We start from the raw sequence: 15,457 nt of genomic DNA, 5'->3' as shown, positions 1-15,457 counted from the left end.
ACGACACGCGCGACGCGCTGGCGCAACTCGCGCAGCGACAGCGCGGCGCGCAACGGCATCGGATGCCGGTCGGCGTGATCGGGCCGCGCGACGCGACGCACGCGCAGCTCGCCGTCGCCGAGCGGATCGCGCACGGGATCGCGGCGACGGGCCTCGCGATCGTCGGCGGCGGCAAGCAGGGCGTGATGGAGGCCGCCGCGCGCGGCGCGCGGGCCGCGGGCGGATGCGCGATCGGGCTGCTGCCCGAGGATGACGCGCGGGACGCGAATCCGTATCTGACCGTCGCGCTGCCGACCGGGCTCGGCATCACGCGCAATGCGCTGATCGCGCGCGCGTCCGTGTGCCTGATCGCGGTCGGCGGCGGGCTCGGCACGCTGTCGGAAATCGCGCTGGGGCTGCAATGGGGCAAGCCGGTGTTCGGGATCTGCGACGCGCCGCAGGTGGCGGGCGTCGAGCGTTTCGACGAAGCAGACCCGCTCGTCGCGCGTGTTGCGCGATGGCTGTCCGCCTCGGCGTAGCGCGACTTGAAATGGGGCGCATGACGCGCCATATTGGCCGCGTACGGTGTTCGTCAACGATGTGAAAAGGAAATCCGATGCGTCTGCTGCTTGCCCTCTTGCTGCCGTGGTTCCAGTTCTTCACGATCGGCCGCCCGATTGCCGGCGTCATCTGCCTGATCCTGCAGCTCACGATCATCGGCTGGCTGCCGGCCGCGATCTGGTCGGTGTATGCGCTGAGCCAGTACAAGACCGATCGCAAGATCGAGGCGGCGCTGCGCGAGCGGGGGTAGGCGACGGGCGTTTCCCTTCGACCGCTGCTTCTGGCGTTCAAGGGCTCGCTTCCTATTTCGGTAGAAATTTATATAATTCAGCTACGATGAACGGCATGATTTATATAGATTTCTGCTGAAATGAGCGCCTCCTGCACGATCCAGCTTCACGCCGACGGTATTTGGCACGACATCGGCGTCGTCACCCTTTTCGGCGAGCCTGACCAGGGCTGGCGCAGTCGCGCCTATACGGGTTACGACGTCGAATGGGTCGTCCGGCATCAATTCGCCCGCGATGCGCATGCGATGGCGTGCGGCTTTCCGGTCGATCTCGAGCCCCTGATGACGCCCCACTGGCCGATTTTCCTGATCGATTTGTTGCCGCAAGGCTTCGGCCGTCAGGAACTGTTGCGTCGCCTCGATCTGCCGGAAACGGCGGAGGAACGTGCCGACTGGCCGTTGCTGCTCGCGGGGGCAGGCAACTCGATCGGCAATCTGCGCGTCAAGGAAGCCGCGCAGTGGCTTGCCGAGCGCCAGGGGCCGCGACAAGGTTTTACTGACGACGACGTTGCCGCGCGCGGAGACGCATTCAGCGAATATCTCGCCGAACACGGATTCTTTGTCGCGGGCTCCTCGGGGGTGCAGGGCGAGTGGCCGAAACTCCTGCTGACCCGTGCCGACGATGGCCTGCTCTATCTCGATCACACGCTCCCGGACGCGCACGCGGCCGAGCACTATATCGTCAAGTTCGGACGCGGCGCGAACGAGCGTCTGGCACAGATCCTTCGTCACGAAGCGCCCTACATGGCATTGGCTCAGCGGCTTGGGTTGCGCGTGCATGCGGCGCTGACGCTGCGCGATCGGTCGCTATTCATCCCGCGGTTCGACCGCGCGCGCGTCGATGGCCGCGTCGTCAGGTTCGCTCAGGAAAGCATTGCGTCACTGACCGGCAAAGCCGGCTTCGGCGTCGTGCCGAGTCACGACGAGGTGTGCGGGCATCTCGTGCGCCGATGCACCGACCCTCAAACCGAGGTGGCCGAGTATCTGTGCCGCGACGTCGCGAATCTTGCGTTGGGCAACAAGGACAATCATGCACGGAACACCGCATTGCAACGCGACTTCGATGGACGCGTCGCGTTGACGCCGCTTTACGACTTCGCGCCGATGCATCTGCATCCCGACGGCATTGCACGGCGCATCCGCTGGGAAGGCAACGACGGGGGGCGGCCGGACTGGGCGCGGGTACTCGATGCGGTCGTTCGGGCGAGCGAGCCGCAGGCGGGGGAGGCGCATGCCGCGCTCGATCGCGACGCATTGCGGGCACGGCTGCAGGCAATGGCGCCGCGCTTGGCGGAGATCGCAGATCAGGGCGTCGATCTCGGCCTGGAGCACGATGTGCATGCTTTCCTGAAACCGGGCATCGAGCGGCTCGCCCGCGAACTGGATGCACTGCGCTAGGCGGAGGCGACACGATGGACAAACGCTATAACGCGATGTCGCTTCCCGATCAGCTCGCGTTGCGTCGGCAAGCGATCGAGGACGTTCTCGCGCATCCCGAGTGGTCGCTGCGCGAATCCGTGCGTCATCTGAAGCAGACGATGCGGCTGACGAGCGCAGAGATGGCGAAGCTCGCCGGCGTGTCGACGAAGACAATCCAGGATATCGAGCAGGGCCGCAGCGACGGGACGGTACAAACGATGAACCGCATATTCGGCATGCTCGGACTGAAACTCGGCGTCGTGCGGCGGGTGCCGCAATGACGTACGCGGCGGGCGGGACGTTACTTCACCGCGAACAGCGTCAGGTTCATGAAGATCTTGAACGCATAGCCGAGCGTGACGGCGCCGAGCACGCCGCCCGCCCACAACACGACGAACCACATCCAGCCGCGCATCCGCATCCGCGGCGCGTCGGGCTGGCGAGCGGCGGAATCAGTGGTGGTAGTAATGCTGGTCTTCATGGCGCACCTTGCCTCGGAATACCCAGTAACCCATCGTCGTGTAGGCGATGATGATCGGGAGGATAACCGCCGCGCCGACGAGCGTGAAGGTCTGGCTCGAACGCGGTGCCGCGGCTTCCCAGATCGTCATCGTCTGCGGAATCGCATACGGGAACATCGTGACGAGCAGGCCGACGTAGCCGAGCAGCACGAGCGCCAGCGCCAGCACGAACGGCGTCATGTCGTGCCGGTCGCGCACCGCGCGACGCATCCATACCGCGCACCCGGCGACCAGGAACGGCACCGGCAGCAGGCGCCAGAACAGCCCCGAATCGAACCAGCGCTGCGCGATGGCCGGGTCCTGCAGCGGCGTCCACAGGCTGACGACCGCGATGAAGCCGAGCAGCACGACCGTCAGCGGCCACACGACGCGATGGAGGCGCCGCTGCAGGTCGCCTTCCGTCTTCGCGACGAGCCAGCAGCAGCCGAGCAGCGCATAGGTCACGAGCAGGCCGAGGCCGGTCAGCAGGCTGAACGGCGTGAGCCAGTCGAACGCGCCGCCCGCGAACACGCCGTCCTTCACGTCGATGCCCTGCAGGAACGCGCCGAGCGCGATCCCCTGGAACAGCGTCGCGCCGGCCGAGCCGCCGATGAACGCGAGGTCCCACAGCTGCTTCGTGCGCCGCGCCTTCGCGCGGATCTCGAACGACACGCCGCGGAAGATCAGGCACACCAGCATGAAGATCAGCGGCAGGTACAGCGCCGACAGCACCGTCGAATAGACGATCGGGAACACCGCGAACAGCCCGGCGCCGCCGAGTACGAGCCACGTCTCGTTGCCGTCCCACACGGGCGCGACGGTGTTCATCATCAGGTCGCGTTCCTTCTCGTCCGGGAAGAACGGGAAGACGATGCCGATGCCGAGGTCGAAGCCGTCGAGCACGACGTACATGAAGAGGCCCAATGCGATGATCGCGGCCCAGATTACGGTGACGTCCATAGGTTTTCTCGTTTGCGAATATGAAGGGGCTCAGACGGTCTCGATCAGCTCGTCGACGGCCGACATCGGGCGGCGCGCGGTGTGGTCGGGGCGCGTGTCGGGCTCGCCGTGGTGTGCGTCGTGCCCGACGTCGGGCAGCGCGGGGCCGGCCTTCATCAGCTTCAGCATGTAGTACACGCCGGTGCCGAACACGAGGAAATACACGATCACGAACGTCATCATCGACAGGCTGACCTGCTGCACCGACAGCGGCGACACGGCCTGCGCGGTGCGCATCACGCCATAGACGACCCACGGCTGGCGGCCCGCTTCGGTCGTCACCCAGCCCGCGAGCAGCGACACGAAGCCGGTCGGGCCCATCACGAGCGCGAAGCGCTGGAACCACTTCGATTCATACAGGCCGCCGCGGCGGCGCAGCAGCCAGGCGAGCGCGGCGAGACCGATCATCGCGAAGCCGAGGCCGACCATGATCCGGAAGCTCCAGAACACGACCGTCGAATTCGGGCGGTCTTCGGGCGGGAAGTCCTTGAGCCCGCGGATCTCGCCGTCCCAGCTGTGCGTGAGGATCAGGCTGCCGAGGTGCGGCACCTTCACCGCGTAGCGGGTCGTTTCGGCCTTCATGTCCGGAATGCCGAACAGGTTGAGCGCCGTGCCGCCCTTTTCGGTCTCCCACAGCCCTTCGATCGCGGCGATCTTCGCCGGCTGGTGCTTCAGCGTGTTGATGCCGTGCTGGTCGCCGATCACGGCCTGCAGCGGCGCGAGCACCAGCAGCAGCCACAGCGCCATCGAGAACATCTTCTTCACGCCCTTGTCGCGGCGGCCCTTCAGCAGGTGCCATGCACCCGTCGCGGCCACGACCAGCGCGGCGACGATGAACGCGGCGATCGCCATGTGGAACAGGCGGTACGGGAACGACGGGTTGAAGATGATCGCGAACCAGTCGGTCGGCACGACGCGGCCGTCGACGATCTCGAAACCCTGCGGCGTCTGCATCCAGCTGTTCGACGCGAGGATCCAGAACGTCGAGATCAGCGTGCCGATCGCGACCATCAGCGTCGCGCCGAAGTGCGCGCGCGGGCTGACGCGATTCCAGCCGAACAGCATGATGCCGAGGAAGCCGGCTTCGAGGAAGAACGCGGTCATCACCTCGTACATCAGCAGCGGCCCGGTGACGGCGCCGGCGAAGCTCGAAAAGCCCGACCAGTTCGTGCCGAACTGATAGCTCATCACCACGCCGGAGACGACGCCCATCCCGAACGCGACGGCGAAGATCTTCGACCAGAACAGGCAGAGGGTTTTGTAATACTGCTTGCCGGTCTTCAGCCAGCGATATTCGAGCACGGCGATGAAGCTGGCGAGGCCGATGCTCAGCGCCGGGAAGACGATGTGAAAGGAGACGGTGAACGCGAATTGCAGGCGGGCCAGATCGAGGGCCGAAAAAGCGGTGTCCATACCAGTTGACCGAAGCTGACGATACCCGCCGGCGGGGTGCCGGCGGACCCCGGCCGACGGGGCATCGGGGTTGGCTGGAGTATGTGCCGCGATGTTGCGCCGCGAAATGCGCCAACTCGTCGCAGATGTCCAGCCCTTCACGGGCGGTTTCGGGATAAATCGTTGATTCGTATCAAGATCGCGACGCGCGCCGCGAGTGCCGGCAGCGTGGCGGTCTGCCGCATGTGCGGCAATATGGCGCGTCGCATCACGGGAACGACGCGCCGGCGCGGAGTGTGTGCGCCGTGCCGGTCGTGCCCGGATCGGGCGGTGCGATGCATCGGCAAGCGCTGCGCGAATTGCGTACACTCTGAGTCTCGTTTCGGCAGGGCCGGGCGCATCGGTTCCGGTCCGCATTCACTCAGGGCACGAAGATGATCGATTTGCGCAGCGATACCGTGACACGTCCGAGCCAGGCGATGCTGGCCGCGATGACTGCCGCCGAAGTCGGCGACGACGTTTGGGGCGACGACCCGACCGTGCTGCGTCTGCAGGCGGTGACGGCCGAGCGGGCCGGCAAGGAAGCCGGCCTGTTCTTCCCGAGCGGCACGCAGAGCAATCTGGCCGCGCTGATGGCCCATTGCGAACGCGGCGACGAATACATCGTCGGGCAGCTCGCGCACACGTACAAGTACGAAGGCGGCGGTGCGGCCGTGCTCGGCAGCATCCAGCCGCAGCCGATCGAGAACGCGCCCGACGGCACGCTGCCGCTCGCGAAGATCGCCGCCGCGATCAAGCCGCTCGACAATCACTTCGCCCGCACGCGCCTGCTCGCGCTCGAAAACACGATCGGCGGCCAGGTGTTGCCGGACGGCTATGTCCAGGAAGCCGTCGCGCTCGCGCGTGCCCGCGGGCTGGCCACGCACCTCGACGGCGCGCGCGTGTGCAATGCGGCCGTTGCGTCCGGCCGTCCGATCGCGGAACTGTGTGCGCCGTTCGATACCGTGTCGATCTGCTTCTCGAAAGGGCTCGGCGCGCCGGTCGGTTCGGTGCTGGTCGGCAATCGCGCGCTGGTCGAGCGCGCGCAGCGCTGGCGCAAGGTGCTGGGCGGCGGGATGCGCCAGTCGGGCATTCTCGCGGCGGCTTGTCTCTATGCGCTCGACCACAACGTCGAACGGCTGGCCGACGATCACGCGAACGCTGCGCATCTCGCCGCGGGCCTCGCGCGCATCGAGCCGGTGAAGGTGCTGTCGCATGCGACGAACATGGTGTTCGCGCAATTCCCCGAAGCCGATTGCGCGCCGCTCGAGGCGTGGCTCAAGGAACGCGGAATCCTCACGCAGATGCTGTACGCGTCGCGCTTCGTTACGCATTGCGACGTGTCGCGCGCGGACATCGATACCTTCATCGACGCGGTCGGCGCGTATTTCGCGCAGCGGCGCGCGTAAGGCGGCGTGCGCCGGCCGGCGGAGGCGCCGGCGCGGCGCGAAGCGGGAGTGGGGCGGCGACGTGGCGGTAGTGCCGCCCGTCTGTCGATATCTGGCGTGCTGGCGGATTACGCTTGCCGGGGCATGTCGGCGGGCGGCGTGCCGTCGCGGAACAGCGCTTTCAGCTGCGTGCGAAGTTCGGCGCTGTCGGTGTGCTGGTGCACCGAGACCGCGTGCTGCACGGCGGCCTCCAGTAGCTCGTTGTCGGAGTCGGCGGAAATCGCGATCGAGCAGTGCATCGCGCTGGGAAACTCGCGGCAGTCGATATAGCGGCGGGACATGATGTTCTCCTCACCGGACAGGGAACGGCCGGGTGTGCTTGATCGGCCGCGCGGCGCGTTCGCGAGGCCGATGAAAAAAGTATAGGCGGCGCGGCGCGGTTGCTCGCCGTCACACGTACCGCACCGCGTGCCGCGCTGGCGACGTCGGTCGCCCGCGGGTCACGGCAGCGGCGCGAGCAGCCGGCGCGCCGCTTCGACCACCCGCGCGGACAGCGACGCCATCGTCGGCGACTGCACGGTCCATGCGTGCCAGTACAGCGCGATATCGGTCGGATGCATGGGCGCGAGATCGACGAGCCCCTGCGCGTCGAGCGGCGCGCCGCCGATCAGCGGCTCCGGCACCATCGCGTAGCCGAGCCCGTGCCGCACCGCCGCGAAATGCGCGTGCGTGCCCGGCACGTAATGGCACGGATACGCGCCTTGGGGCAACCCGAATTTCTCCTTCAGGAACGTGGACTGCAGCGTGTCGCGCCGCGAATACGCGACGACGGGCGCATGGCGCGCGCTCGTGCGGTTCAGCCCGCGCGGAAACCAGCGCACCGCGAACGCGGCGGCCGCGAGCAGGCGGTAGCGCATCGTGCCGAGCGGCGTCGCGACGCAGCCGCGCATCGGTTTCGGCTCGGTCGTCACGCAACCGACGGCCATCCCGCTTTCGAGCAACGCGAACGTGTGATCCTGGTCTTCGACGATCAGCTCGAACAGGATGCGCTCGCCCGCGAGCACCGACGTCAGGGCGGGCAGGAACCAGGTGCCGAGGCTGTCGGAGTTCAGCGCGATCGTGACGGAGATCGGCGATTCGCGTTCGGCCGCGAGCGTGCTCTGCAGGTCGGCCTGCAGCAGCGCGACGCGGCGCAGGTGCTGCAGCACGCGCTGTCCGGCCACCGTCGGCCGGCATGGCCGCGCGCGCAGCACGAGCGGCGTGCCGAGGCTCGCCTCCAGCGCGCGCACGCGCTGCGTGACGGCGGACGCGGTCACGTGCAGGCGCACGGCGGCCTGCTCGAAGCTGCCGGTGTCGGCGACGGCCAGCAGCGCGGCGGCCTGCTTCGGATCGATCGTCATCGACATGTCGGCGCAATTCCTGTGAACGTAAGACGAGAACAGGCGGTAGTGTAAGGCAGCGCGCGCGACGCTCCGGGCGCGGCATGACGTCTCGCCGCCGGTGGCGCGCGTGTTTTGAACTACGCTGTATGAACGTGCGCCCCGCGCGCCGGCGATACACGCGGGGCGGGTTGTCCGACCCGCACCCTCCATCCAACCGACACGCCCAGCCGACGGAGCGACTTCGCCATGATCTTCCGGCAACTCTTCGACCCGCAATCGTCGACCTACACGTACCTGCTCGCCGACCGCGCATCGGGCGAGGCGCTGCTGATCGATCCCGTGTTCGAGCAGGTGCGCCGCGATGCGGCGCTGCTCGACGAGCTCGGACTGCGGCTCGTCGCCACCATCGATACGCACGTGCACGCCGATCACGTGACGGGTGCGTGGCTGCTGAAGCAGCGCACCGGCAGCGCGATCGCGATTTCGGCCGCGAGCGGCGCGCAGGGCGCCGACCGCTACCTGAACGACGGCGATCGCTGCGCATTCGGCACGCGCTACCTGACCGTGCGCGCGACACCGGGCCATACGAGCGGCTGCATCAGCCTCGTGCTCGACGACGAATCGATGGCGTTCACCGGCGACTGCCTGCTGATTCGCGGCACCGGCCGCACCGATTTCCAGCAGGGCGACCCGCGCGCGCTGTATCGGGCGGTCCACGGTCGGCTCTTCACGCTGCCGGCCGCATGCCTGCTGTACCCCGCACACGACTATCGCGGGTTGACGGTGACGAGCGTCGGCGAGGAGCGGCGCTTCAATCCGCGCCTCGGCGGCGATCTCAGCGAGGACGATTTCGCGGGCTACATGCGCAATCTCGGGCTCGCGCATCCGCGCCAGATCGACGTCGCGGTGCCGGCGAACCTGCAGTGCGGCGTTGCCGCGAACGCGCCCGACGTGCAGGCGGCGCCCGACTGGGCGCCGCTCGTCTATACGTTCGCCGGGTTCTGGGAAATCGATCCGCAGTGGCTCGAGGATCACCTGTCGGCGGTACAGGTGGTCGACGTGCGCGAGCCGGACGAATTCACCGGCCCGCTCGGCCATCTGCCCGGCGCGACGCCGATTCCGCTCGGCGAACTGGCCGCGCGCACCGGCGAGCTTGCGCGCGACCGGCCGATCGTGACCGTATGCCGCGCGGGCGGCCGCTCCGCGCAGGCGACCGTGATTCTGCTGAAAGCCGGTTTCGATGCCGTCGCGAACCTCGGCGGCGGGATGCTGCGCTGGCGCGGCGAAGGCCGCGTCGTGATGGACGGCCGCTCGTAGCGGCGCGGTGCGCGCGGAGCAAAAAAAATCGATCGGTCCGATGTCGAATCGGCCTGGCGCCGTTCGTCGTCAAGGTATCCGATCACGTGGCGCCGCATGACGCGGCGCCGAAACCCTGAGAGACCTCGCGATGATGCCGACGCTATACGCCCATCCCTTTTCCTCCTATTGCCAGAAGGCGCTGACCGCGCTGTACGAGAACGGCACGCCGTTCGCGTACCGCGTGCTCGCACACGACGATCCGAAGCCGATGCAGGAACTGGCCGCGCTGTGGCCGCTGAAGCGCTTTCCGGTGCTCGTCGACGCGGGCCGCACCGTGATCGAGGCGACGATCATCGTCGAGTATCTCGATCTCTATCATCCGGGGCCCGTGCGGCTGGTGCCCGAGGACCGGCGCGCGGCGCTGGAAGTGCGGACGATGGATCGTTTCTTCGACAACTATGTGTCGACGCCGCAGCAGAAGGTCGTGTTCGATGCGCTGCGGCCGCCGCACGAGCGCGATGCGCGGGGCGTCGCCGATGCGCGCGCGATGCTCGAAACGTCGTACGCATGGCTGGATCGAACGATGGCCGATCGCGAATGGGCGGCCGGCGACCGCTTCAGCCTCGCCGACTGCGGCGCGGCGCCGTTCCTGTTCTATGCGGACTGGACGCACCGGATCGACCCGTCGTTCGCGAACGTGATCGCGTATCGCAAGCGGCTGCTTGCGCGGCCGTCGTTTGCGCGTGCGGTCGACGAGGCGCGGCCGTATCGTGCGTTCTTCCCGCTCGGCGCGCCCGATCGCGACTGACGAGCGCGGCCGCGGTTGCCGGCGCGGCGACGACCTGACCGGCGGCGCGCGCGGTGCGCGATGCCGCCGCGCAGGGCCGGCAGCGCGTGCCGGGGCGTCGTGACGACAGCAGCGGATGCATCGCGGCGCCGTCCCGTTACATCGTCGTGTGCTTGACCGACTGCGCGAGCGTCAGCAGTTCGTCGAACTGCGTGATCAGCTCGAAGCACAGCAGGAACGCGAGCGTATAGGCCGGTGCGGGAAAGCGCCGGATCGCCTCCAGCACCTGCGGCGCGAAGCGCGATCGGACCGCATCGCGCGTCAGCAGCCACGCGATCGCGATGCCGATCGCGGCGCCGGCGATCAGGTCGGTCGGATAGTGATAGCCGAGATACGCGCGCGGCACGCAGATGAACACGACCGCGTACAGCAGCGCGAGCACGCCGGCGCGGCGCGCGATGATGAAGATGCCGGTCGCGATCGCCATCCACAGCATCGCGTGATCGCTCGGAAAGGAACTCCAGGCCTGCAGCGTGGCCGCACGCAGCTCCTCGGACGGGAAGTGCAGATGCAGATCGGGGTTGTAGATCGGCCGCACGCGGAACGGCAGGACTTTCGCGAGCAGCCGGCCGAACGCGAGCGCGACGAGCCCGCTCGCGACCGTCGCGATGACCAGTTCGCGTTGCCGTTCGCGTTCCGGTCCCGGCTGGAACCACAGCCAGCACAGCACGGGGATGAGGATGAAGCCCTTGAACGTATAGAGGCCGGCGATCACGCGGATCGCGTGGTTCATCAGCGGTCCGAACGAGATGTGGGTGAGGAAGACCTGGATCGTGGTGTCGAAATTATTCATGTTCTGCGACCCCGGCGGACACGCAGCACATGACACGCGACCGGCGGGGATCAGGAAGCGCGCTCGCACCGGAGCGCAATGGGGGGCAAGTATGTCACCGGTAATTTCGAAGAAAATGGGAAAAAATACCGGGATTCCCCTGAGAAAACGCGATTTTCCGATGGGGCCGGATTGGAGGCGACCGTGCGGCGCGGTCATGTCGAATCATCTGACGGTTGCGCGCGCATTCGCTGCGCATCGTCGAAAATAATCCGTTGAACTGGACAATTCGGCAGGTCACCGAGGATCTTGCATCGGATGACCGAATGCGCATCGCGTCTCGCGCGGATCTCCCGTGCCGCGCCGGGCCGCGCAGCACCGAACGAAAATAAAAATAAAAAGAAAAGGCGGGCAGGCCGTGTGGGCCTGCCCGCTTCGCATTTGCCAACGGCGCTTGCGCCAGGTGCTGCTCGCGGACTTCGTCGCGATGACGCGAAGCCGTGCCGCTGCGCGTCGTCGTGCGTGCCGTCAGCCGCGCCGGATGCCTTCCGGCAGCGCGCTGATGCGGCGCACTTCGGGCGAGTCGAGCCACGCGCGGGACGTCGCGCAGTCGACGAACATGTCGGTCGCATCGTCGCCCCAGAACAGGTCGCCGTCGAGCTCGAAGGTCGGCACGCCGAACACGCCGTGCGCGATCGCCTGATCGGTGTTCGCGCGCAACGCGTCCTTCACCGGTTGAGCCTCGACGGCCGTCACGCCTTCCGGAAAGCCGACCGCCTCGCACAGCGCGGCGAAGCCGTCCGGCGTCGACACGTCCTGGCCGTCGCGCCAGATGTGCCGGAAGATTCGCCGGATCGCATCGGGCGTGTTGCCCATCGCGATCGCGAGACGCAGCGGCCGGATCGGGTTGAACGGATGCGCGGGCGGCATCCGGAACGGGATGCCGAGCTTGTCGGCCCGGTATTGCGCGTGGCGATAGGTGAAGATGCGCTTCGCGGCGATCTCGGCCGGCGCTTTCTGGCCCCAGTGCGTGAGCAGCGCGCCGAGCACGATCGGTTTCGGCTCGTATGCGGCGGCAGGCGGCAATTCGTCGAACCGTTCCTGTTGCAGATACGCGAACGGCGAAACGAAATCGAAATACCAGGTGGCGGTGCGCGCGGTGTTCATCGTGGGGTTCCCTTGCGTGTCCGGACGGCGGTTGCATGTGCGGCGCCGACGGGCGGCGTGCCGCATGCGTCGACGGCCAGTGTCGCATGCGGCCGCCTTTTGCGCTGCCTCGTCGCCGCATGCGCGCGGCCGGCTATGGCTGGGCAGGGCTGTCCGGTATCGCGAATCGGGCGAGACTGTCGCGCACGGCTTGCGCATCGTAGCGCGCGCCCGCGCCACCGAGCGCGACCGTCGCCTTCTGCGCGAGCGGCAACAACATCGCGAGCGCCGCGGCCATCGCCGGCGCGGCGGCCAGCCGCGATATCGGACCGGACACCGTCAGCGCGCCGACGCAGTCGCCGGCCGCGCCGAACACCGGCACGGAGGCCGACGCGGTTTCCGGGTCGCGCTCGCCGTACGACGCAGCCCACAACTGTTCGCGCACGTCGTTCCAGCGCGCATCGTGCGGCTCGGTGAACGCGAGCAGCACCTTCCCCGACGCCCCCTGGTGAACCGGAAACTCCTCGCCGACCCGGATCGACACGCGCACCGTGCGCGTGGGTTCGACGCGATAGAGCACCGAGCGCATGTCGCCATGGCGCACGTAGAACGATGCCGTCTCGCCGAGTTCGCGGCTCAGCGTCTCGAGCAACGGTTCGACGACCGGGCCGACCCGGAACGAGCGCTGATACAGCGCGGCAAGCCGCAACGGCTCGTGTCCGACCGCGTACTGGCCGTCGTCGAGCTTGCGCACGAAGCCGCCGTGCTCCAGCGCGGCGAGCAGGCGCAGGATCGTGCTCTTGTACAGCCCGGTGCGGCGCGACAGTTCCGCGAGCGACAGCCGGTCGTCGGTTTGCCCGAAAGCGTGGAGGATCGCGAACGCGCGATCCAGGACGGCGACGCCGCTGGAGGCTTCGGCCGACGCGTCGGGCATTTCGTCGGTGTGATCTGCGGAAGTCGAGGTCGGGGGCACGGCGCGTGGTTCCTTTGGGTAACGGTCGATCGACTATATCGTTCTGTCTGACAGAACTCAAGTTCCAAAAAATCGCAATTTCACGGGTATACCCCGCTTACAGCCGATTCGACGCGCCTCTAAAGTTCCGTCAAACAGAACGATGTTCTTTTGGATAGAACTATGAGGTGTCGAATGAGCGTTGCCGGGTATTCGAAGGTGCTGGTCAGCGAGGTCGGGCCGCGAGACGGCCTGCAGAGCATCAAGGCCGTGATGCAGACGGCCGACAAGTTGCGCTGGATCACCGCGCTCGCCGCGGCCGGTCTGCGCGAGATCGAGGTCGGGTCGTTCGTGCCCGCGCGGCTGTTGCCGCAGATGGCCGACGTGCAGGCGGTCGTCGCGCATGCGCTGACGATTCCGGGGCTGCACGTCGCCGCGCTCGCGCCGAACCTGCGCGGCGCCGAAAGCGCGTTCGAGACGGGGATCCACAAGTTGACGCTGCCGGTATCGGTGACCGAAGCGCACTCGCTGGCGAACATCCGCAAGACGCCGGCGCAGATGATCGACGAGGTGCGCGCGATCGTCGCGCTGCGCGATGCGCGGTTTCCGTCGGTGCAGATCGAGGCCGGCGTGTCGGTCGCGTTCGGTTGCACGATCGCCGGCGCGGTCTCCGACGACGAGACGATCGCGATGGCGGCCGCGATGGCCGAATGCGGGGTCGACGAGATCGGTCTGTCCGACACGAGCGGCTACGCGAATCCGGCGCAGGTGCGCCGGCTGTTCGTGCGCTTGCAGCGCGAAGTCGGCGACAAGGCCGGCGGCGCGCACTTCCACAACACGCGCGGGCAGGGGCTCGCCAATGTCGTCGCGGCGCTCGACGCCGGCGTGACGACGATCGACGCGAGCCAGGGCGGTCTTGGCGGCTGCCCGTATGCGCCGGGCGCGACCGGCAACATCGTCACCGAGGATCTCGTGTTCCTGCTGGAGTCGATGGGCGTCGACACGGGCGTCGATGCCGACGCGCTGCTCGCCGCGCGCGCGATCCTGCACGCGGCGCTGCCCGGGGAGCCGCTGTATGGCCACGTGCCGGACGCGGGGCTGCCGAAGGGGTTCCGATACGCGGACGGCCGTGCGCCGGCGGCGGCCCAGCCGGAAGGCTGCGTGACGGGAGTTGCGCAATGAACGATCGCCAACCGGCTTCGCCGCTGCCGTACGAAGGCGTGCGCGTGATCGAGATGACGCACATGGTGATGGGCCCGACCTGCGGCATGCTGCTCGCGGATCTCGGCGCGGAAGTCATCAAGATCGAGCCGATCGCGGGCGACAGCACGCGTGCGCTGCGCGGTTCCGGCGCGGGCTTCTTCGGGATGTTCAACCGCAACAAGAAGAGTCTCGCGGTCGACGTGAAGGATCCGCGCGGTCTGGAGATCGTGCGGCGGCTCGTCGCGACGGCGGACGTCTTCAGCGAGAACTTCAAGAGCGGCACGATGGATCGGCTCGGTCTCGGTTATCCGGCGCTGTCGTCGCTGAATCCACGCGTGGTGTACGTGTCGCACAAGGGCTTCCTGCCGGGGCCGTACGAACATCGCACCGCGCTCGACGAAGTGGTGCAGATGATGGGCGGTCTCGCCTACATGACAGGCCCCGAAGGCCGGCCGTTGCGCGCGGGCTCGAGCGTGAACGACATCATGGGCGGGATGTTCGGCGCGATCGGCGCGATGGCCGCGCTCGCGCAGCGCGAACGCACCGGCCGCGGCCAGCAGGTGCAGAGCGCGCTGTTCGAGAACAACGTGTTTCTCGTCGCGCAGCACATGATGCAGTTCGCGGTGACGGGGCAGGCCGCGTCGCCGATGCCGAGTCGCATTTCCGCGTGGGCCGTCTACGACGTGTTTGCCGTCAAGGACAACGAACAAATTTTTCTTGCGGTGGTGTCCGATACGCAGTGGGCGCTGTTCTGCGACGCGTTCGGTTTCGCCGCACTGAAGGACGACGCGCGCCTCGCGACCAACAACCTGCGCGTGCAGGCCCGCGAGTGGCTGCTGCCCGAACTGCGTGCGCGGCTCGCCGTGCATTCGGCTGAGGAGATCGGCGCGATCTTCGAGTCGATCGGCCTGCCGTATGCGCCGATCACGAAGCCGCAGGACCTGTTCGACGATCCTCACCTGCTCGCGACGGGCGGGCTCGAAGCCGTGACGCTGCCGGCCGACGCGAGCAGCGCCGGCCGGCCGGTCGACACGCATACCGCGCTGCTGCCGCTCACGCTCGCGGGCGAGCGCTTGCGGCTGCGTTCGGCGCCGCCCGCGCTCGGTCAGGACACGTGCGCGCTGCTCGGCGAGCTTGGCTATACGCCGGACGAGGCGCGGGCGCTGATCGAAGCCGGCGTCGTCGCCGGGCGGCACGCGCAGTGCGCGGACGGCCAACCGCCGGGTGTGCCGGCCGACACGCCTTCGCCGAACGAAGTGGCGAGCGCGTAGCGCCGCCGCGACCCAACGA

17 protein-coding genes are annotated in these 15,457 nt (G+C 67.8%); 9 read left to right on the top strand and 8 right to left on the bottom strand.

What is annotated here, in order from left to right; all coding sequences use genetic code 11:
- The first annotated feature begins 62 nt into the window (after positions 1-62).
- From WS49_RS12865 to WS49_RS12850, 4 genes are all read left to right on the top strand, one after another.
- Positions 63-518 (top strand): TIGR00725 family protein, encoded by a 456-nt coding sequence (locus tag WS49_RS12865; protein ID WP_156437022.1) that lies wholly within the window; start codon positions 63-65, stop codon positions 516-518.
- 77 nt (positions 519-595) lie between these two features.
- Entirely contained in the window at positions 596-790 is a 195-nt protein-coding gene (locus WS49_RS12860) for a YqaE/Pmp3 family membrane protein (RefSeq protein ID WP_059528716.1), read from the top strand.
- Positions 791-910: 120 nt separating this feature from the next.
- Positions 911-2,227: a type II toxin-antitoxin system HipA family toxin gene (locus WS49_RS12855; RefSeq protein WP_059528713.1), complete on the top strand. Its 1,317-nt coding sequence runs from the start codon at positions 911-913 to the stop codon at positions 2,225-2,227.
- Positions 2,228-2,241: 14 nt separating this feature from the next.
- Positions 2,242-2,529 carry a helix-turn-helix domain-containing protein gene (locus WS49_RS12850; RefSeq protein ID WP_059528711.1) on the top strand — a complete coding sequence of 96 codons (288 nt, stop codon included), beginning with the start codon at positions 2,242-2,244 and terminating at the stop codon, positions 2,527-2,529.
- A gap of 20 nt (positions 2,530-2,549) precedes the next feature.
- Here WS49_RS12850 and WS49_RS12845 read toward each other — a convergent pair whose 3' ends face one another.
- The 3 genes from WS49_RS12845 to WS49_RS12835 are packed head-to-tail and all read right to left on the bottom strand — an operon-like array spanning position 2,550 to position 5,160.
- Positions 2,550-2,729, bottom strand: a complete 180-nt coding sequence (locus tag WS49_RS12845; RefSeq protein ID WP_059528709.1) for a hypothetical protein — start codon at positions 2,727-2,729, stop codon at positions 2,550-2,552.
- Complete coding sequence (gene cydB / locus WS49_RS12840; RefSeq protein ID WP_059528706.1) at positions 2,701-3,708, bottom strand: cytochrome d ubiquinol oxidase subunit II; 1,008 nt, start codon at positions 3,706-3,708, stop codon at positions 2,701-2,703. Before cydB ends, WS49_RS12845 begins: the two co-directional genes overlap by 29 nt.
- Positions 3,709-3,738: 30 nt before the next feature.
- A complete protein-coding gene (locus WS49_RS12835) occupies positions 3,739-5,160 on the bottom strand; it encodes a cytochrome ubiquinol oxidase subunit I (protein ID WP_059528704.1) in 1,422 nt (473 codons plus the stop codon).
- 413 nt (positions 5,161-5,573) lie between these two features.
- Between WS49_RS12835 and ltaE the strand changes: the two genes are divergently transcribed.
- Positions 5,574-6,587: a low-specificity L-threonine aldolase gene (gene ltaE, locus WS49_RS12830; RefSeq protein ID WP_059528702.1), complete on the top strand. Its 1,014-nt coding sequence runs from the start codon at positions 5,574-5,576 to the stop codon at positions 6,585-6,587.
- Between the two features lie 107 nt (positions 6,588-6,694).
- Here the strand turns inward: ltaE and WS49_RS12825 are convergent, their stop codons facing one another.
- Complete coding sequence (locus WS49_RS12825; protein WP_059528699.1) at positions 6,695-6,907, bottom strand: DUF1059 domain-containing protein; 213 nt, start codon at positions 6,905-6,907, stop codon at positions 6,695-6,697.
- A gap of 159 nt (positions 6,908-7,066) precedes the next feature.
- Positions 7,067-7,972 (bottom strand): HTH-type transcriptional regulator ArgP, encoded by a 906-nt coding sequence (locus WS49_RS12820; protein ID WP_059528697.1) that lies wholly within the window; start codon positions 7,970-7,972, stop codon positions 7,067-7,069.
- A 222-nt stretch (positions 7,973-8,194) separates the two neighbouring features.
- On the opposite strand from WS49_RS12820, the gene WS49_RS12815 reads away from it, so the two are divergent.
- Both WS49_RS12815 and WS49_RS12810 read left to right on the top strand, forming a co-directional pair.
- Positions 8,195-9,265 carry an MBL fold metallo-hydrolase gene (locus WS49_RS12815; protein ID WP_059528695.1) on the top strand — a complete coding sequence of 357 codons (1,071 nt, stop codon included), beginning with the start codon at positions 8,195-8,197 and terminating at the stop codon, positions 9,263-9,265.
- A gap of 130 nt (positions 9,266-9,395) precedes the next feature.
- The gene (locus tag WS49_RS12810; protein WP_059528692.1) at positions 9,396-10,055 is read left to right on the top strand and encodes a glutathione S-transferase family protein; all 660 of its coding nucleotides are present in this window, start codon (positions 9,396-9,398) and stop codon (positions 10,053-10,055) included.
- A gap of 136 nt (positions 10,056-10,191) precedes the next feature.
- On the opposite strand, the gene WS49_RS12805 is transcribed toward WS49_RS12810, so the two are convergent.
- The 3 genes from WS49_RS12805 to WS49_RS12795 all read right to left on the bottom strand — a co-directional run bounded on the left by WS49_RS12805 (position 10,192) and on the right by WS49_RS12795 (position 12,946).
- Positions 10,192-10,887 (bottom strand): phosphatase PAP2 family protein, encoded by a 696-nt coding sequence (locus WS49_RS12805; RefSeq protein ID WP_059528690.1) that lies wholly within the window; start codon positions 10,885-10,887, stop codon positions 10,192-10,194.
- 507 nt (positions 10,888-11,394) lie between these two features.
- Complete coding sequence (locus tag WS49_RS12800) at positions 11,395-12,033, bottom strand: 2-hydroxychromene-2-carboxylate isomerase (RefSeq protein WP_059528688.1); 639 nt, start codon at positions 12,031-12,033, stop codon at positions 11,395-11,397.
- 133 nt (positions 12,034-12,166) lie between these two features.
- On the bottom strand, positions 12,167-12,946 hold the full coding sequence (locus WS49_RS12795; RefSeq protein ID WP_059528685.1) for an IclR family transcriptional regulator: 780 nt from the start codon (positions 12,944-12,946) through the stop codon (positions 12,167-12,169).
- Positions 12,947-13,159: 213 nt separating this feature from the next.
- Between WS49_RS12795 and WS49_RS12790 the strand changes: the two genes are divergently transcribed.
- A complete protein-coding gene (locus WS49_RS12790) occupies positions 13,160-14,146 on the top strand; it encodes a hydroxymethylglutaryl-CoA lyase (protein ID WP_059528683.1) in 987 nt (328 codons plus the stop codon).
- Entirely contained in the window at positions 14,143-15,438 is a 1,296-nt protein-coding gene (locus WS49_RS12785; RefSeq protein WP_059528680.1) for a CaiB/BaiF CoA transferase family protein, read from the top strand. Before WS49_RS12790 ends, WS49_RS12785 begins: the two co-directional genes overlap by 4 nt.
- Positions 15,439-15,457: the final 19 nt, after the last annotated feature.

The sequence above is a fragment of the Burkholderia sp. RF7-non_BP4 genome (genome assembly GCF_001521935.1).
Taxonomy (GTDB): Bacteria; Pseudomonadota; Gammaproteobacteria; order Burkholderiales; family Burkholderiaceae; genus Burkholderia; species Burkholderia diffusa.
Note: the sequence above shows the minus strand (reverse complement) of the source record. Positions and strands in the feature narration are given on the sequence as shown.

What these genes read in the sequence shown, in the direction of transcription:
- WS49_RS12865 (WP_156437022.1), top strand. Translation starts at nt 63, where the DNA reads ATGCCGGTCGGCGTGATCGGGCCGCGCGACGCGACGCACGCGCAGCTC.
- WS49_RS12860 (WP_059528716.1), top strand. Translation starts at nt 596, where the DNA reads ATGCGTCTGCTGCTTGCCCTCTTGCTGCCGTGGTTCCAGTTCTTCACG.
- WS49_RS12855 (WP_059528713.1), top strand. Translation starts at nt 911, where the DNA reads ATGAGCGCCTCCTGCACGATCCAGCTTCACGCCGACGGTATTTGGCAC.
- WS49_RS12850 (WP_059528711.1), top strand. Translation starts at nt 2,242, where the DNA reads ATGGACAAACGCTATAACGCGATGTCGCTTCCCGATCAGCTCGCGTTG.
- WS49_RS12845 (WP_059528709.1), bottom strand. Translation starts at nt 2,729, where the DNA reads ATGAAGACCAGCATTACTACCACCACTGATTCCGCCGCTCGCCAGCCC.
- cydB (WP_059528706.1), bottom strand. Translation starts at nt 3,708, where the DNA reads ATGGACGTCACCGTAATCTGGGCCGCGATCATCGCATTGGGCCTCTTC.
- WS49_RS12835 (WP_059528704.1), bottom strand. Translation starts at nt 5,160, where the DNA reads ATGGACACCGCTTTTTCGGCCCTCGATCTGGCCCGCCTGCAATTCGCG.
- ltaE (WP_059528702.1), top strand. Translation starts at nt 5,574, where the DNA reads ATGATCGATTTGCGCAGCGATACCGTGACACGTCCGAGCCAGGCGATG.
- WS49_RS12825 (WP_059528699.1), bottom strand. Translation starts at nt 6,907, where the DNA reads ATGTCCCGCCGCTATATCGACTGCCGCGAGTTTCCCAGCGCGATGCAC.
- WS49_RS12820 (WP_059528697.1), bottom strand. Translation starts at nt 7,972, where the DNA reads ATGTCGATGACGATCGATCCGAAGCAGGCCGCCGCGCTGCTGGCCGTC.
- WS49_RS12815 (WP_059528695.1), top strand. Translation starts at nt 8,195, where the DNA reads ATGATCTTCCGGCAACTCTTCGACCCGCAATCGTCGACCTACACGTAC.
- WS49_RS12810 (WP_059528692.1), top strand. Translation starts at nt 9,396, where the DNA reads ATGATGCCGACGCTATACGCCCATCCCTTTTCCTCCTATTGCCAGAAG.
- WS49_RS12805 (WP_059528690.1), bottom strand. Translation starts at nt 10,887, where the DNA reads ATGAATAATTTCGACACCACGATCCAGGTCTTCCTCACCCACATCTCG.
- WS49_RS12800 (WP_059528688.1), bottom strand. Translation starts at nt 12,033, where the DNA reads ATGAACACCGCGCGCACCGCCACCTGGTATTTCGATTTCGTTTCGCCG.
- WS49_RS12795 (WP_059528685.1), bottom strand. Translation starts at nt 12,946, where the DNA reads ATGCCCGACGCGTCGGCCGAAGCCTCCAGCGGCGTCGCCGTCCTGGAT.
- WS49_RS12790 (WP_059528683.1), top strand. Translation starts at nt 13,160, where the DNA reads ATGAGCGTTGCCGGGTATTCGAAGGTGCTGGTCAGCGAGGTCGGGCCG.
- WS49_RS12785 (WP_059528680.1), top strand. Translation starts at nt 14,143, where the DNA reads ATGAACGATCGCCAACCGGCTTCGCCGCTGCCGTACGAAGGCGTGCGC.